Origin of the sequence: Flavobacterium sp. (assembly GCF_043756175.1) — a bacterium.
Classification (GTDB): Bacteria; Bacteroidota; Bacteroidia; order Flavobacteriales; family Flavobacteriaceae; genus Flavobacterium.
Genome location: NZ_JAYURN010000058.1, coordinates 1 through 15,991 on the forward strand (window position 1 = coordinate 1; position 15,991 = coordinate 15,991).

Below are 15,991 nucleotides of genomic sequence, written 5' to 3' on the forward strand. Positions count from 1 at the left end.
TTTTGTATAAAAACAGCATCGGCAATGGCTTTGGGTCTGTATCTTAATTTGTTTGAACTATATAGATTGAAGTTTTTATAGGTTGCACTATCAATTTGAGTTCTATTTTTTGAATCAATGTCATTTGTAAAAATATTAACCTGACTGATGCGATATATTTTATATGGTATTGATTGAATAGAATCCCCAATCTTATTAACTTTATCAGTAATATTTATTTTTACAGGAGCTTTGTGGTTTGGATTTAAAGTGTCAACTTCAAAATAAATACTTTGTTGCTGAAAATGGTAAACACCATGATTTCTAAAATAATTAGTAATTCGAGAACGTTCGTTACTAAAATTTTCTGCTTTGTATTGTTGTCCTTCTTTAATATAAGATTTAGATTTAGAAATCAAATACAACGAATCGAGTGCTGGCGTTTCTATTTCTCGTGAAATAGTATCTAAAAAAGTAGGTTCTCCTGTAGTTACAGTATAATTTATGTTACCTCGTTTTTGCTCAAGATAATTTGGAGTAAATTTAGCATTGGCGTCAAAAAAACCTTGGTTAAAATAGTAAGCTTTCAAACGTTTTAAAGATCGTTTTGCTTTTAATGTATCAATAATTACAGGAGGTTCTCCAGTTCGTCTCAAAAAACTATGCCAGCCAGAATACCAAAAAGACTGCCCTAGTCTGTCAACTTGTTTTTTAGAAAGTAATTTTGATTGTCGTTTGTATTTCCCCGGATTTGTAATATATTTTGCTTTAAAAATAGAGTCCGTATTGCTTTTGGCAAGATTAAACATATTCAAACGTAACTTATAGCCAAAAATAGAAGTATTGGGTTGTTGTACTAATTGTGCAATGATATCTTCTTCGGTATTTTTTTTGCCGTTTACAAGAATTTCATTTTTAAGCAGAAGGTGTTTGTTAGCTGGAACTTTTTTTACCACATTACATGCAGTAATAAGTGCCGCAATTAGAATAAATAATGATATTTTTGTAGTAATATTGCTCAAACGATTCTGAAATTTACTTCAAAAATACACTTTTTTATGGTTAGTAAAAACCAAATAAAACTTATAACGAGTTTAGTTCAAAAAAAATACCGAAAAGAACACCAATTATTTATTGCCGAAGGCACAAAAGTGATTCAGGAATTGTTACAATCTAATTTCGAATTAGAACATTTGTATATTACAAAGCCTTTGTTTACTGATGTTTCAGATTCAAAAAAAATAATGGTTTCTGATTCCGATTTAAAAAAAATAACGGCATTAACCACAGCAAATGATTGTTTGGCGGTTTTTAGAATCCCGAATGAAAAACAAATTGAGAATAACGGATTGATAGTGGCGCTAGATGATATTCGTGATCCAGGAAATTTAGGTACAATAATACGCTTGTGCGATTGGTTTGGGATTACTCAGATTGTTTGTTCAGAGCAAACGGTCGATGTCTACAATCCTAAAGTAGTACAAGCTACAATGGGTTCTATAGGTAGAGTTAATATTTCTTATATAGAACTTGAAACTTATTTAGCAAATACAAAAAAAGAAGTATTTGGTACTTTTATGGATGGCGAAAACATTTATAAAACACAATTGCCTACTTCTGGAGTTATTGTTTTGGGTAACGAAGCCAACGGAATTTCTAAAATTATTGAAGAAAAAGTAACACAAAAAATCGCTATTCCTCGTTTTGGAAACTTACAACTTACAGAAAGTCTTAATGTTGCAACAGCAACAGCAATTGTTTTGAGCGAATTTAAGAGACTCGAGCGATAGCGAACAGGCGAAGCAAGTTGCTAATGAAAAGCAAAGTTTATAAAAATACCTCGAGTCGCAAGTTTATCTATATTTCCTGTCCAAGGACTGTTTGGATCATTGTCCTGAATTAATTCGTTTTTCATTCCAAAAACACCTCTTAAGGAAGGCGAGAATTTAAAATATTCAAAATATAAGTCAATTCCAAGCCCCATTTCGTAGTTGCTTGTGTTTTTCACCATTCTGAATCTATTACTCGAATTGTCATCTGGAGAATCGGCATTACTAGATAAATTTATGTCAGATGATATGCCACCAAGCACATAAGGTCTAATATTTCCTATTCTTTTTGAGGAAAATTTTAGCAAGAAAGGAAAATGTATATAGGTGGATTTTACCTCACGAAGTGCATCAACATTATCAGTAATATGCGGAAAACGCAAATTTCTCTGACCATAATACAAACCAGGCTCAAATCGCAAATCGATATATTCTGTTAGACGTAAATTGGTTATTAATCCAACATTAAAACCAGTCTGGCTATCTACAATAATATCTTCGTCGTCGTATTTTTTGTCTATTTTAAAATCATAATTATTAAAACCCAAATAAAATCCAAAATGTACTCTTTGTTTGTCGAAATTTTCAAGATTCACAAGTGCTTTTTTTGCAAACATACTTCTGCTGAAAACCTGAGCGTTACTAACGGTTGAAGTTATTATTAATAATAATAAGAGTTTTTTACTCATTGTGATTCTTATTTTTTAGAAGCTGAATATATTGTTGCTACACCAAATGTTTGTGGTAAATGCTTTACATCTATAAACCCAATTTTTTGTAAAATATTGTTTAGTTTTTCTCCATATGGAAAAATAGAAGCCGAATCAGATAAATATTGATAAGCTACTTTGTCTTTAGAAAACATCTTGCCAATAATAGGTAAAATATTTTTAGTGTAAAAACGATAACCTTGTTTGAAAGGGAATTTCTCTGGAACCGATGTTTCTAAAACAACAAAAATACCATTTGGTTTTAATACACGTAGTATCTCGGCAAGTCCAATTTCTAGATTTTCGAAATTTCTGATACCAAAAGCGACCGTTACTGCATCGAAAGCGTTATCCTCGAAGGGGATTTTTTCTGAATCGCCCAGAATCATTTCTATTTTATCAGATAAATTTTTGTGAGCTATTTTTTGTTTTCCTACTTCAAGCATTCCTGTCGAGATATCTAATCCTATGATTTTTTCGGCATTTGTATTAGATAACAAAATCGCTAAATCGCCAGTTCCTGTAGCGATATCTAGAATGTTTTTAGGTTTTTTAGCCGCAATCATTTTTAGGATTTTCTTGCGCCATTTTATATCGACACCAAAAGAGATAACTCTGTTCAGGTTATCGTATTTTGATGAAATAGTATCAAACATTTTTGCTACTTGTTCTTTCTTTCCAAGTTCAGAATCTTTGTACGGTTTTGTGCTGATAGACATAAAAAATATTTTAGCAAATATAAAACTAAATTCCGAATTTTTAGAAAATGGTAAATCATCGGTAAATTAAACTTTTTAGTCGCTTTTCTAACCAAAATTAGTTACATGTAGAAATACTATATATTTGGTATTGTCTGTATTACGATGTTTTTTTAGATTTATAGTCTAATAAAGTTCTTTTGATGATTGTTTCTAGTAATCTTAGATTAATGTAATAAGTTAGCACAATTTGTTATTTTTCTTCATCAGAATCGGCAATTGATTTATTTTCAATTGTAATTAAAAGTGCACAAACGTTCTTTGGTTAAATTTGTTTTTGGAAATTTTAGTTTTTTCAGTACTTTCTTAGTGGTATTTGGAGGTACAACGTTAGAGATTTTTCTCGTTTTTTATTGGCTAATATAAGTTTAGTTGAACGATAAGAAACAAAATAGATTTTGACTGTTGAATTAGATTTTTTATCAAAACAGCTTATTAGCATAAAAAAAACACTTCATTTTGAGGTGTTTTTTTGTTTGTAATTAAGTCAGTATTTTCTGGGCTAAATTGTTTTTGTATAAGTTTCAAAAGCAAAAGAATTGTCATGTTTCTCGTCTTTGTCATGAAATTGAGAAGAAACTAATTCCCATTTTGTAGTATCTATTACAGGAAAAAAAGCATCGGCATCAAAAGTATTGTGTACACGAGTGAGCTCAATACAATCAGCCATATTTATAGATTGTTTGTAAATTTCGCCACCACCAATAATAAAAATAGTTTCATTTTTAGGGCAAATGGCTATGGCTTTCTCGATAGAATCGAATACAAAACAACCTTCTGGAACGGTGTAATTCTTGTTTCGAGTAATAATAATATGAGTTCGGTTGGGTAATGGTTTTGGGAAACTTTCAAAAGTTTTTCTTCCCATAATAATATGATGACCAGAAGTTAAGGCTTTAAATCTTTTGAAATCATCAGGTAAATGCCAGATTATTTGATTGTCTTTTCCTAATTCGTTGTTCTCGCCAGCAGCTGCAATAATTGTTATCATTAATTATTATTTTGGTCTAAATCTTTTTGTAGTTGCTCTATTTTTCGTTCTTGTTTGGCAATAAGTTTGTCTATTTGTGTGCGTTCCCAGTTTTTGTTCATAAAGCTATCGGTAATAAAAACCCTAATAAAATGCAAGACAAATAAAAAACTTAAAATGGTAATTACCCACAAAAACCAATGTGTTTCTGGGTAAACGCCTAATAATTTATTAATAATTATAGAAAATATACTGAGCATTACAAAAAACACAAAATGATAATACAATCGTTTTTTTTGCTTCAAACGTTGTCTGGCATATTCGTATTGTTCGTGTTGAGAATTTTCCATATTATTTTAAATTACGGCTAAGATAAAATTTATTTTGGAATTCTATACAGCAACCGCTCCTTTTATATGTGCATGTGCCTCATAACCTTCTAGCGTAAAATCTTCAAATTTAAAATCGAAAATATTTTTAACTTCAGGATTTAAAATCATTTTTGGTAGTGGTTTTGGCTCACGCGATAATTGTAATTCGACTTGATCGAAATGATTATTGTAAATGTGTGCATCGCCAAAAGTGTGAATAAATTCTCCCAATTGCAAATCGCAAACTTGAGCAATCATCATTGTAAATAGTGCATAAGAAGCAATGTTAAAAGGAACTCCTAAGAAAATATCGGCACTACGCTGGTACAACTGACAAGATAATTTCCCTTCGGAAACATAAAACTGAAAAAAAGCATGGCAAGGTGGTAAAGCTACTTTTCCGTTGGCAACATTCTCAGCAAAAGATTTTGAAGTATCTGGTAAAACCGAAGGATTCCAAGCAGAAATGAGCATTCTGCGACTGTTCGGATTCGTTTTTAGGGTTTCTATTAATTCGTTGATTTGGTCAATTTCTTCGCTATTCCAGTTGCGCCATTGGTGACCGTATACGGGTCCTAATTCACCATTTTCATTTGCCCAATCGTCCCAAATTTTTACTCCGTTTTCTTGCAAATAAGCAATATTTGTTTCTCCTTTTAGGAACCAAAGCAATTCGTGAATGATAGATTTTAGATGTAATTTTTTTGTTGTTACCATAGGAAAACCATCGGCTAAATCGAAACGCATTTGGTAACCAAAAACACTTTTTGTTCCCGTTCCCGTTCTATCACCTTTTTGTGTTCCGTTGTCTAAAACGTGTTTTACTAAATCTAGGTATTGCTTCATTTTTTTGGGTTTTAGGTATTGGGTCTTTGGTTTTGGAACCAAAAAACTTTAAATTTGAGTCTTTACATATTTTATTAGTGAAGCTATTCTTTTTTGTAAACGTTCGATAGTTTGCAAATGAACGTCGGTTAATTCTTGATTTAAAAAACCTAAATCGATGCAAAGAATTAAATGACTTTCTAATTCAAAACTTGAACCTAAACTTATCTGCAAATAACGAAGAAAATCTTTTTGAGAATCTTTTGCAGAACCTTCAGCTATATTTGCGGGAATTGAAATAACACATCTTCTAATTTGAGATATTAAACCAAATTTTTCTTCCTGTGGTAAATAATTTGTTAATATGTAGATTTCTTTTGTCAGAATTCTCGATTCTTTCCAAACTTCTAATTCTTTAAAATTTCTCATTTAGTGCTCTTTTGTGCATTTTCAAGACTAAGACCTCAAACCTAAAACCTTTTACCAAAAAATTACCTTTTCGAAATTTCGTCTCTAATTTTGGCTGCTTTTTCGTAATCTTCATCATGTACGGCAGTTTCTAGCATTTCATGAAGTTCGGACAAACTGTGTTTTGCAAATAAATTTTTGCTATCGTTGCTTTCTTCTAAAAAAGGTTCGGAAGCAGAAAGAACGCTGTCTAAATCGTGTTCTGTATTTTCTGAATCGGGATTAATTTTTAAGTAAATTCCTGCTTTGTCTAATATGTTTTTGTAAGTAAAAATAGGTGCGTTAAAACGTAATGCCAAAGCAATAGCATCTGAAGTTCTGGCATCTATAATTTCTTCAATTTTGTCACGTTCGCAAATCATACTGGAGTAAAAAACACCATCGACCAACTTGTGAATAATAACTTGTTTGATTACAATGTCAAATCTATCTGCAAATGTTTTAAATAAATCGTGCGTGAGTGGACGTGGTGGTTTTATTTCTTTTTCTAGCGCAATCGCGATTGATTGTGCTTCGAAAGCGCCAATTACGATTGGTAATTTCCGATCGCCATCTACTTCATTCAAAATAAGTGCATATGCGCCATTTTGTGTCTGACTGTATGATATTCCTTTTATTGTTAGTTTTACTAAACTCATCTTTGGATTTTAGATTTTTGATTTTTAAAATCAAAAGCTATTATTTTTTTCTAAAGGTTTATTAAAAACCCTAAATCTTGTATTGCAAAGTAACAAAAAACTTTTGCTTCTAAAAAGAAAAAACTACCTAATAAAATAATTAGATAGTTTTTTTTGTTTGTAATTTTCTATTTGAAAACTAGCTATTTTGTGCTTTAAAAGCTTTTAATTTTTCGGTTAATCTTGGAAGAATATCGAAAGCATCACCTACAATTCCGTAATCGGCAACTTTAAAGAAAGGCGCGTCAGCATCAGCATTGATAACTACTTTTACTTTTGATGAATTGATTCCTGCAATGTGCTGAATCGCTCCAGAAATTCCTACTGCAATATATAAATTAGTTGCTACTGGTTTACCTGTTTGCCCTACGTGTTCACTATGAGGTCTCCAGCCTAAGTCAGAAACTGGTTTAGAACAAGCAGTTGCAGCGCCAAGAACAGTAGCTAAATCTTCGATTAACCCCCAATTTTCTGGTCCTTTAAGACCGCGTCCGCCTGAAACTACTACGTCAGCATCGGCAATTGTTACTTTTCCTGATCCTTTTTCTACCGATTGTACTTTGACACCAAAATCAGCATCAGAAATACTTGGAGCAAAATCTTCGGCAGTTGCTGAGCCATAATTTTCGAAAATTCCGTAAGAGTTTTTACCCAAACACAAAACTTTTACATCAGTATTTATTTCGGTAATATTGAAAGCTTTATTAGAGAAAGCTGTTCTTTTTACTTGAAATGGCGACATACTTACTGGTAATCCTGTAACATTTGAAGCGAAACCTGCGTCAAGTGCTACCGATACTAATGGTGCAAGATATAAACTATCTGTTGATGAGGATAGTAAAACTAATTTTGCGTTTTCTTTTTGAGCAGCTTGTTTGATAGCGTCAGCGTAAGCTTTTGCTGTAAAATTAGCCAATTTTTCGTTGCTAACTTTTAGTACTTTGTCTACTCCGTATTTTGCAAGTTCTGAAACATCATTCATGTTTACAGTGATTGCTGTAACGGTTTGTCCTGTTGTTTCGGCAATTTTTTTAGCATAAGACGCTAATTCGAAAGCTACTTTCTTAAATTTTCCTTCTGCTGATTCTGCGTATATTAATATTGACATAATAATTTTAGATTTTAGATTTTAGATTTCAGTTTTTAAAATTGAAACCTAAAATGATTATTAATTTTAGAATTTGAAGTGAATCAAATGTTTAATTTAGATTTTATACTTGCTTTCAAAGTAATCTAAACTCTACAATCTTAAATCACCTTTGCCTCGTTGTGTAATAAGTTGATTAATTCGTCTAAATTGTCAGGGCTTATTAATTTTACAGCTGATTTTTCGGCAGGTTTCTCAAACTTGACAGCTTTAGTTTCTGACGCTGCACTAATAGGTTCAAGAATTGTTAATGCTTTAGTTCTTGCTGTCATAATTCCTCTCATGTTAGGAATACGCAAATCTTTTTCTTCAACCAATCCTTTTTGACCACCAACGATTAGAGGTAAGCTTGTTGAAACAATTTCTTTTCCTCCATCAATTTCGCGAGATGCTTTTGCGTTATTTCCGTCGATAGTAAGTTCGGTACAAGAATTTACGAAATTCATACCTAATATTCCTGCAATCATACCAGAAACCATTCCTCCGTTATAATCTAATGATTCTTTACCCGCAATAACAAGATCGTATCCGCCAGTTTTTATTACTTCTGCAAGTTGTTTTGCTACGAAAAAACCATCGGTTGGATTTGCATTAATACGAATTGCTTCGTTTGCACCAATAGCCAATGCTTTTCTTAAAGTAGGCTCAGTATCTGGACCACCAACATTTACAACAGTTACGTTTGCACCCTGTTGTTCTTGGAACCAGATGGCTCTTGTTAAACCAAATTCGTCATTTGGATTAATTACAAATTGTACACCATTGGTGTCAAATTCTGAATCACCGTTGGTAAAATTAATTTTTGAAGTAGTATCAGGAACGTGGCTGATGCAAACTAATATTTTCATGTTCTTTATCTTAAATTGAAACACAAAAATAAGATAAATATTTTAAATAATATACTATGCACGCATAATATTTTTAATCAAGTTTACTCTTTATGAGAGTATTGTTAATTTTATTATTATATTTGAATTAATTTAAATTAATTTAAATTAATTCAAATTCAAAAATATGAAAACAAAACTACTTTCGCTATTATTGATTGCAGCTTCTGTAAGTTATAGTCAATCTCCATTAATTAGTCCTACGACTCCAATTACGCCTTATTTAATGGTGAGTTCGCCACTTCTAGACGAAATTGATAAAATAATAGACGGGGACATTAATACTAAATTTGGTGATACAAATATCGCAGATGGTATGGGTTTTCAAGTCAATTTGTCTGCAAATCCTTCAACAGCTGTAAGAATTGATATTACGCTCGCAAATAATATCCCAAATAGAGACCCTCAAAACTTTCAATTATCCGGTTCTAATGATGGTATAACATACACTTCTATTTATAACGGTATCATAGTATGTGGTCAGTCTAGAAATACCGTTTTGACTTACTCTTTTACAAATATTATAACTTATGGTTACTACCGTGTAAATTTCACTAATTTGTGTGGAACTCAAAGTACTTTTCAAATAGCTGAAGTGCAGTTATTTGGAAGTGTTCTAGGGTTAAATGAAACTTTTGAATTAAAGAATTTTGTATTCTATCCAAATCCGGCAAAAGACTTCGTTATTTTAGAAAATGACAAAAATAATTTAATACAAGAGATACTTGTTACAGATATGTCAGGTAAAGTGGTTGAGAACCTTAAACCAAATAATAATTATACCAAACAAGAATTAAAATTTAACAATTTGAGTTCAGGAATTTATCTGTTGAAAATAGTTTCTCAAAATTCAATTTTTACAAAGAAAATTATTATAGAATAAGTAAAAAACACAATTTTTTAGCTCCCTGAATTCTTTATATTAGAATTCAGGGAGTTTTTATTTTTAATAAAATAAAAACTATCGAATATATAATTGCTAAAACTAATTTTAAATAATTATTTTTGCTGTTTAATTTTACAGATACACAAAAAATATATATGAGAACGATACAATTTAGAGAAGCCATTTGTGAAGCGATGAGTGAAGAAATGCGTCGCGACGAAACAGTTTACTTAATGGGTGAAGAAGTTGCCGAATATAACGGTGCTTACAAAGCTTCAAAAGGAATGTTAGACGAATTTGGAGCAAAAAGAGTTATAGATACTCCAATTGCAGAACTTGGTTTTGCAGGAATTGCTGTAGGTTCGGCAATGAATGGTTGTCGTCCTATTGTTGAGTATATGACATTCAATTTCTCGCTAGTTGGTATCGATCAAATTATCAATAATGCGGCAAAAATGCGTCAAATGAGTGCTGGACAATTTCCAATGCCAATGGTTTTTCGTGGACCAACTGCTTCGGCTGGACAATTGGGAGCAACACACTCGCAAGCTTTCGAAAACTGGTTTGCTAACACTCCAGGGCTAAAAGTTGTTGTACCAAGTACGGTTTATGATGCTAAAGGTTTGCTAAAAGCAGCTATTCGTGATAATGATCCAGTAATTTTTATGGAATCAGAGCAAATGTACGGAGACAAAGGTGAAGTGCCAGAAGGAGATTATATTATTCCGCTTGGAGTTGCCGATATCAAACGTGCAGGAACTGATGTAACGATTGTTTCTTTTGGAAAAATTATTAAAGAAGCTCATATTGCTGCTGACGAGTTGGAAAAAGAAGGAATTTCTTGTGAAATTATCGATTTGCGTACTGTTCGTCCTATGGATTATGAAACAATTTTAACTTCGGTTAAAAAAACAAACAGATTAGTAGTTCTCGAAGAGGCTTGGCCTTTTGCTTCTGTAGCTTCGGAAATTACTTATATTGTTCAAGAACGTGCTTTCGATTTTCTTGATGCACCAATACAAAGAATCACTACTGCCGATACACCTGCACCATATTCGCCAACTTTGCTAAAAGAATGGTTGCCTAATGCAAAAGATGTTGTAAAAGCGGTTAAAAAAGTAATGTATAAATAGATTATCAGTTTAGATTATTAGATTTACTTAGTTTTTATATTGTCTAAAAATCTAATTGTCTAACATTCTAAGTAGTCTAAAAAAAAACTATATTTGAAACTTCATCATTAACTGATGAAGTTTTTTATTTCAAATACGTATGAAAAAAATATTTATAATCTTCAGTTTTTTACTTTCAATAAGTAATGTTGCACAAACTAAAGTGAGCGGTGTTATTTACGACGATACTAATACAACAGTTCCCTATGCAAATGTATGTTTTAAAGGAACCAGAGAATGTGTAACATCTGACGAAAATGGAAGATTTTATTTAGAATCTGAATCTGATAGAAAAATTTTATCAGTATCTTATGTGGGTTTCCCAGGTAAAGATATTGTTCTTACCAAATCGGTAAATTATGATATGAAAATTTCTTTTGCAGGAGCAAATACGTTAGATGAAGTTAAAATATTTTCAGGGAAAACCTCTAAAAAGAACAATCCAGCACTTGATATTCTTCGAAAAATATGGGAACGCAAACGCAAGAATGGTTTGTATCAGTTCAACCAATATCAAATGAATAAATATGAAAAAGTAGAGTTTGATATGAATACTATCGATTCTGCCTTTATGAAAAACAGAGTTTTCAAAGGATTGGAATTTATTTTCAAACAAATAGACACTTCAAAAATAACTGGAAAAACATATTTGCCCATTTTTATAAATGAATCATTATCTGAGGTTTATGGAGACAACACAAATGGTAAAACAAAAGAAATTTTAAAAGCCAACAAAAATTCAGGAATAGGCGAAGGAAATGGGGTGGATACTTTTATAAAAGACTTGTATTCAGAATATGATATTTATGATAATTACCTTAATTTCTTCGATAAGAATTTCGTAAGTCCGTTATCTAAAACAGGGATCAATACTTATAATTATGTTTTAAGCGACAGCACATTTATCGATAAAAAATGGTGTTATAATATTGTATTTTATCCACGTAGAAAAAATGAACTGACGTTTAAAGGAGATTTTTGGGTAAATGACACCACATTTGCCATCAAAAAAATAAACCTTACCGCTTCAAAAAGTGCCAATATAAACTGGGTAAAAGATATTTATATCGAACAAGAATTTGATGTCTTAAATGATTCTGTTTTTCTTCTAAAGCGTGATCACATGATGTCGGATTTTGCTTTAAACAAAAAAGAAAAATCGAAGGGTGTTTATGGTAAAAGAACCACTTTGTATAATGACCATAAATTTAATGAAGTAAAACCAGACAAGTTTTATAAGGATGATGTAAATAATTACGACCAATCAGTTTATGCAAAGTCCGATGAATATTGGCAAGAAAATCGAGCAGAATCTTTAAATAAAGACGAAGCTGGAGTTTACAAAATGCTTGATACGCTAAAAACCGTCAAGAAATTCAAACAATTGTATAATATTGTTTCCATACTTGGAAGCGGTTATATAAACAAAGGATTTATCGATTATGGTCCAATATTTTCCATATTTGGATACAACGATGTCGAAGGACAAAGACTAAGGGTGGGTGGAAGAACTTACTTTAATACAAATGACCCTTGGCGTATACAAGCTTATACTGCCTACGGATTTAAAGACAATAAATTCAAATTTGGGGTTTCAGGAAAATGGATGATCGATAAGAAAAACCGAATCATACTCTCTGGAGGAAACCGTCGTGATGTAGAACAAATAGGTGTGAGTTTAACCACTTCAAATGATGTTTTGGGACGAAGTTTTGCCTCTTCTTCATTTTTTTCAAGTGGAGATAATAGTAAATTAACGAATGTGAATTTAAGCTCTTTCGCTGCCGAAATTGAACCAATAAAAGATTTAATTTTTCAAACTGGGTTTTCATACAGAACTTTAGAATCTGCATCGCCAAAATTTAGTTTAGATTATTACACAGATTTGCCAAGCGTTTCTAATCCTACAGGAACTATAAAAACTGATGTAAAACAAGCAGAAGTTACAATAGGAGTAGACTTTACACCCAACAGGAAAACCGTAGGTTATGGTGTCGAGAGATTAGAAGTAGATAATAATTACTCACGAGTATTTGTAAATTATAGCCAAGGTTTTAAAGGTGTTTTTAATAGTGATTTCGAGTACCAAAAACTACAATTATATTATCGTCAACCAATATATATGGGCGGAATGGGACGATTATTCTCGACAGTCGAAGTAGGAAAAGTATTTGGCACAGTGCCATTAGGATTGCTTGCCGTAGTTCCAGGAAACCAGTCTTATTTTGTGATAGACAACACGTATAATTTAATGAATTACTATGAATTCGTAACAGATCAGTATGCTTCCTTGCATTTAGAACAACATTTCAATGGTCGAATTTTCTCCAGAATTCCATTTATGAAAAAACTAAATTGGAGAGAAATAGTAGGCGTAAAAGCAGTTTATGGAAACGTTTCGGACCAGAATAGAGCAATAAACGCCTCTGGATTAATCTATCAAGCGCCAACAAATGGCTACTGGGAATACCATGCGGGAATAGGAAATATTTTCAAAGTATTTCGTATCGATTTTGCATGGCGAGGCAGTTATTTAGAGCTTCCCGAAGCTAAAAGATTCACTATAAAAGGGTCTTTTGGGTTTTATTTCTAGAAGCCTTTTCCAGCTATGCGCTATATCTTTTCCTTGCTAAAGAAGCAAGAAAAAGGATGTCGCTACTATCTGGGCTACATCAACATCGTTATTCAAAATTTAAAATTCGTTGTTCAACATTCAAAGAATTACAACTTAAATGAACTTATATGGTTTAAGGAATTTAAAAAAATTGAATTTTAAACAACGAATTTTGAATAACGAATTTTGAAATAAATTATCATGCAACAAGCCATCAACTATCTGTCAGAAAAAGATACGATTTTTAAAACTATAATCGACCAGTACGGAATTCCAGTAATTCCCTCCAGACCACAAGGATTTGAAACATTAGCATTGCTAATTCTCGAACAACAAGTTTCTATCGATTCAGCAAAAGCAACATATTTAAAATTAAGAAATAAAGTTCAAGATTTTAAGCCTCAAAATCTATTGTCACTTCCAGACGAAGAATATAGGAATTGTGGTGTAAGTCGACAAAAAACAAAATACATCAAATGTCTCTCGGAAGCTATTCTAGACAAACAAATTATTTTAGAAAGTTTACCTAACAAAACAGCGCAAGAAGTTCGAGAAGAACTCATCAAAATAAAAGGAATTGGCAACTGGACCATAGATGTTTACCTTATGTTTTGTTTGCAAACGCCAGATATTATTCCACTCGGTGATATCGCTGTAGTAAATACAATAAAAGAATTGCTCAATATTCACAACAAGCCAGAAATGGAAATCTATGCTCAAAATTGGTCACCATATCGCAGTACGGCAACCTATTTATTGTGGCATCATTATTTGCGAAAACGCAACAGAAAAATAGAATATTAACGTCTCGAAAATAACTTTGAGTCTAAACTGTATCTTCCAACTCCTGTAAAAAATAGTCCTAAATAAATCATGAAATAAACAAAAGCATCATTAAACTGATAACCATTGTCTCCTTTGTCTAAAATAGACATTGGGAAAACTACCAAGAAAATGTAACCCATACAAAACATTAAAACAAAAAGGCTAAAACGAGAAAACAACCCGAGTATTAGAAATAAACTGCAAACTAATTCGGCAAAAACAGTTAGTCCTAAGGCAATTTTGCTAGACATTCCAAAAAAGCTTACATTTTTCATCCAAAATTCGGAAGCAGCCATTTCGTTAAAATGAGTATATTTTTCGTAGCCATAAAGAGCCATTAATACTCCAATAATTAAACGAATAATTAATAATCCTAAATCGTTATTAATTACATTTCCTGAGAAGAATAGTTTTTTCATAATATGTTTTTTGGTTGGTTAGTTATTTCAAAAATAGTAATATAATTTCACTTTTAATAATCAGTAAAAAATAAACTTACATTTAGAGATTAGTTTTTTAATGTAAGCAGATTATTTTTTATAAAAATTGATTACTTTTGCACCCGCTTAAAAATATTAAAAAGATTAGAAATGATAGCAGATAAAGTACAAACTTTCGACGTTTTAGTCGAAATTCCAAGGGGAAGTAGAAACAAATATGAATATGATTTCGATTTAAAAAGAATGCGTTTCGATCGTATGTTGTTCTCGTCTATGATGTACCCAGCAGATTATGGTTTTATTCCAGAAACATTAGCTTTAGACGGAGATCCATTAGATGTATTAGTATTAGTAACAAAGCCAACTTTTCCTGGTTGTGTAATAGAAGTAAAACCTATTGGTGTTTTCCATATGGCCGATGACAAAGGACCGGACGAAAAAGTAATTTGTGTACCTGTTTCAGATCCAATTTGGAATTCGTTAAACGATTTATCTGACATAAATCCTCATTTGCTAAAAGAAATCGAACACTTTTTTCAAGTGTATAAAGATTTAGAAAAAAAGAAAGTAGACGTTGAAGGTTGGGGCGATGTAAACGAAGCTCGTGCAATTATAAAAGAATGTACTGATCGTTTTGAAGCTATCGAAAATAAACCAGAGGGATTGTTTAGTATCAAATAAATTTTTCTAATAATATAAAAAAAGCAACATTCTGTAAAGAGTGTTGCTTTTTTGTTTGTTTTTGTTAAATTTACCAAAACTAAATTACTAACCAATAATAATTTTATGAATACAATAATGATTTATGTGCCAATAGTGATGGCAATCATCGGATTGATTTTTATGGCAATCAAAAAAAGTTGGGTGTTAAAACAAGACGCTGGCGACGGTAAAATGAAAGAAATTTCAGATTATATTTATGAAGGAGCTTTGGCTTTTTTAAAAGCTGAATACCGTTTGTTGACTTTCTTCGTTATCGGAGCAAGTGTTGTTTTATTTGGTTTGACATTATTGCCTGGCGCAACAACACATTGGTTAATAGTTGTAGCCTTTATAATTGGAGCATTTTTCTCGGCATTGGCTGGAAATATGGGAATGAAAATTGCAACCAAAACTAACGTTCGTACTACGCAAGCTGCTCGTACAAGTTTGCCACAAGCATTAAAAGTCTCTTTTGGTGGTGGAACAGTTATGGGATTAGGAGTTGCTGGATTAGCAGTTCTTGGTTTGACAGGTTTTTTCATCATACTATATAATATGTTTATGGGTGGTGCTTGGACATCAACCGAAGACATGACAATCGTTTTAGAAACTCTAGCTGGTTTCTCACTTGGTGCAGAATCTATCGCATTATTCGCAAGAGTTGGTGGTGGAATTTACACAAAAGCTGCCGATGTCGGAGCAGATTTAGTTGGTAAAGTTGAAGCTGGAAT

The 15,991-nt window shown here is 31.9% G+C and carries 17 protein-coding genes and 1 pseudogene; 7 read left to right on the plus strand and 11 right to left on the minus strand.

Features of this window, described 5'->3' with window-relative positions; translation table 11 throughout:
* A pseudogene (locus ACH2BP_RS03640) lies at positions 1-1,001 on the minus strand (outer membrane protein assembly factor); the annotation flags it as partial.
* Positions 1,002-1,037: 36 nt separating this feature from the next.
* On the opposite strand from ACH2BP_RS03640, the gene ACH2BP_RS03645 reads away from it, so the two are divergent.
* Positions 1,038-1,769 carry a TrmH family RNA methyltransferase gene (locus tag ACH2BP_RS03645; protein ID WP_395057102.1) on the plus strand — a complete coding sequence of 244 codons (732 nt, stop codon included), beginning with the start codon at positions 1,038-1,040 and terminating at the stop codon, positions 1,767-1,769.
* A gap of 20 nt (positions 1,770-1,789) precedes the next feature.
* On the opposite strand, the gene ACH2BP_RS03650 is transcribed toward ACH2BP_RS03645, so the two are convergent.
* From ACH2BP_RS03650 to ACH2BP_RS03690, 9 genes are all read right to left on the minus strand, one after another.
* Positions 1,790-2,497, minus strand: a complete 708-nt coding sequence (locus tag ACH2BP_RS03650) for a porin family protein (RefSeq protein WP_395057104.1) — start codon at positions 2,495-2,497, stop codon at positions 1,790-1,792.
* An 8-nt stretch (positions 2,498-2,505) separates the two neighbouring features.
* Positions 2,506-3,237 carry a bifunctional demethylmenaquinone methyltransferase/2-methoxy-6-polyprenyl-1,4-benzoquinol methylase UbiE gene (gene ubiE, locus ACH2BP_RS03655; RefSeq protein WP_395057106.1) on the minus strand — a complete coding sequence of 244 codons (732 nt, stop codon included), beginning with the start codon at positions 3,235-3,237 and terminating at the stop codon, positions 2,506-2,508.
* Positions 3,238-3,778: 541 nt separating this feature from the next.
* Positions 3,779-4,267 (minus strand): dihydrofolate reductase, encoded by a 489-nt coding sequence (locus ACH2BP_RS03660; protein ID WP_395057108.1) that lies wholly within the window; start codon positions 4,265-4,267, stop codon positions 3,779-3,781.
* The gene (locus tag ACH2BP_RS03665; protein WP_395057110.1) at positions 4,267-4,596 is read right to left on the minus strand and encodes a 2TM domain-containing protein; all 330 of its coding nucleotides are present in this window, start codon (positions 4,594-4,596) and stop codon (positions 4,267-4,269) included. The genes ACH2BP_RS03660 and ACH2BP_RS03665 overlap by 1 nt, the downstream gene beginning before the upstream one ends.
* Positions 4,597-4,638: 42 nt before the next feature.
* Entirely contained in the window at positions 4,639-5,463 is an 825-nt protein-coding gene (locus tag ACH2BP_RS03670) for a thymidylate synthase (protein ID WP_395057112.1), read from the minus strand.
* Between the two features lie 48 nt (positions 5,464-5,511).
* Entirely contained in the window at positions 5,512-5,871 is a 360-nt protein-coding gene (locus ACH2BP_RS03675) for a four helix bundle protein (RefSeq protein WP_395057114.1), read from the minus strand.
* Between the two features lie 62 nt (positions 5,872-5,933).
* Positions 5,934-6,548: a bifunctional nuclease domain-containing protein gene (locus tag ACH2BP_RS03680; RefSeq protein WP_395057116.1), complete on the minus strand. Its 615-nt coding sequence runs from the start codon at positions 6,546-6,548 to the stop codon at positions 5,934-5,936.
* A 178-nt stretch (positions 6,549-6,726) separates the two neighbouring features.
* On the minus strand, positions 6,727-7,695 hold the full coding sequence (locus ACH2BP_RS03685) for an electron transfer flavoprotein subunit alpha/FixB family protein (RefSeq protein ID WP_395057118.1): 969 nt from the start codon (positions 7,693-7,695) through the stop codon (positions 6,727-6,729).
* Positions 7,696-7,835: 140 nt separating this feature from the next.
* Entirely contained in the window at positions 7,836-8,582 is a 747-nt protein-coding gene (locus tag ACH2BP_RS03690; RefSeq protein WP_395057120.1) for an electron transfer flavoprotein subunit beta/FixA family protein, read from the minus strand.
* 166 nt (positions 8,583-8,748) lie between these two features.
* Between ACH2BP_RS03690 and ACH2BP_RS03695 the strand changes: the two genes are divergently transcribed.
* The 4 genes from ACH2BP_RS03695 to ACH2BP_RS03710 all read left to right on the plus strand — a co-directional run bounded on the left by ACH2BP_RS03695 (position 8,749) and on the right by ACH2BP_RS03710 (position 14,097).
* Positions 8,749-9,504 carry a T9SS type A sorting domain-containing protein gene (locus ACH2BP_RS03695; protein WP_395057122.1) on the plus strand — a complete coding sequence of 252 codons (756 nt, stop codon included), beginning with the start codon at positions 8,749-8,751 and terminating at the stop codon, positions 9,502-9,504.
* 158 nt (positions 9,505-9,662) lie between these two features.
* The gene (locus ACH2BP_RS03700) at positions 9,663-10,640 is read left to right on the plus strand and encodes a pyruvate dehydrogenase complex E1 component subunit beta (protein ID WP_395057125.1); all 978 of its coding nucleotides are present in this window, start codon (positions 9,663-9,665) and stop codon (positions 10,638-10,640) included.
* A gap of 139 nt (positions 10,641-10,779) precedes the next feature.
* Complete coding sequence (locus ACH2BP_RS03705) at positions 10,780-13,272, plus strand: DUF5686 family protein (RefSeq protein WP_395057127.1); 2,493 nt, start codon at positions 10,780-10,782, stop codon at positions 13,270-13,272.
* Between the two features lie 222 nt (positions 13,273-13,494).
* Positions 13,495-14,097: a DNA-3-methyladenine glycosylase family protein gene (locus ACH2BP_RS03710; RefSeq protein WP_395057129.1), complete on the plus strand. Its 603-nt coding sequence runs from the start codon at positions 13,495-13,497 to the stop codon at positions 14,095-14,097.
* Here the strand turns inward: ACH2BP_RS03710 and ACH2BP_RS03715 are convergent.
* On the minus strand, positions 14,094-14,537 hold the full coding sequence (locus tag ACH2BP_RS03715) for a DoxX family protein (protein WP_395057131.1): 444 nt from the start codon (positions 14,535-14,537) through the stop codon (positions 14,094-14,096). The two genes, ACH2BP_RS03710 and ACH2BP_RS03715, sit on opposite strands and share 4 nt — an antisense overlap.
* 171 nt (positions 14,538-14,708) lie before the next feature.
* Here ACH2BP_RS03715 and ACH2BP_RS03720 point away from each other — a divergent pair, with 171 nt between their 5' ends.
* The gene (locus ACH2BP_RS03720) at positions 14,709-15,239 is read left to right on the plus strand and encodes an inorganic diphosphatase (RefSeq protein ID WP_395057133.1); all 531 of its coding nucleotides are present in this window, start codon (positions 14,709-14,711) and stop codon (positions 15,237-15,239) included.
* 105 nt (positions 15,240-15,344) lie between these two features.
* Positions 15,345-15,991, plus strand: a 647-nt coding sequence (locus tag ACH2BP_RS03725; RefSeq protein ID WP_395057135.1) for a sodium/proton-translocating pyrophosphatase, incomplete at its 3' end; no start/stop codon positions are given.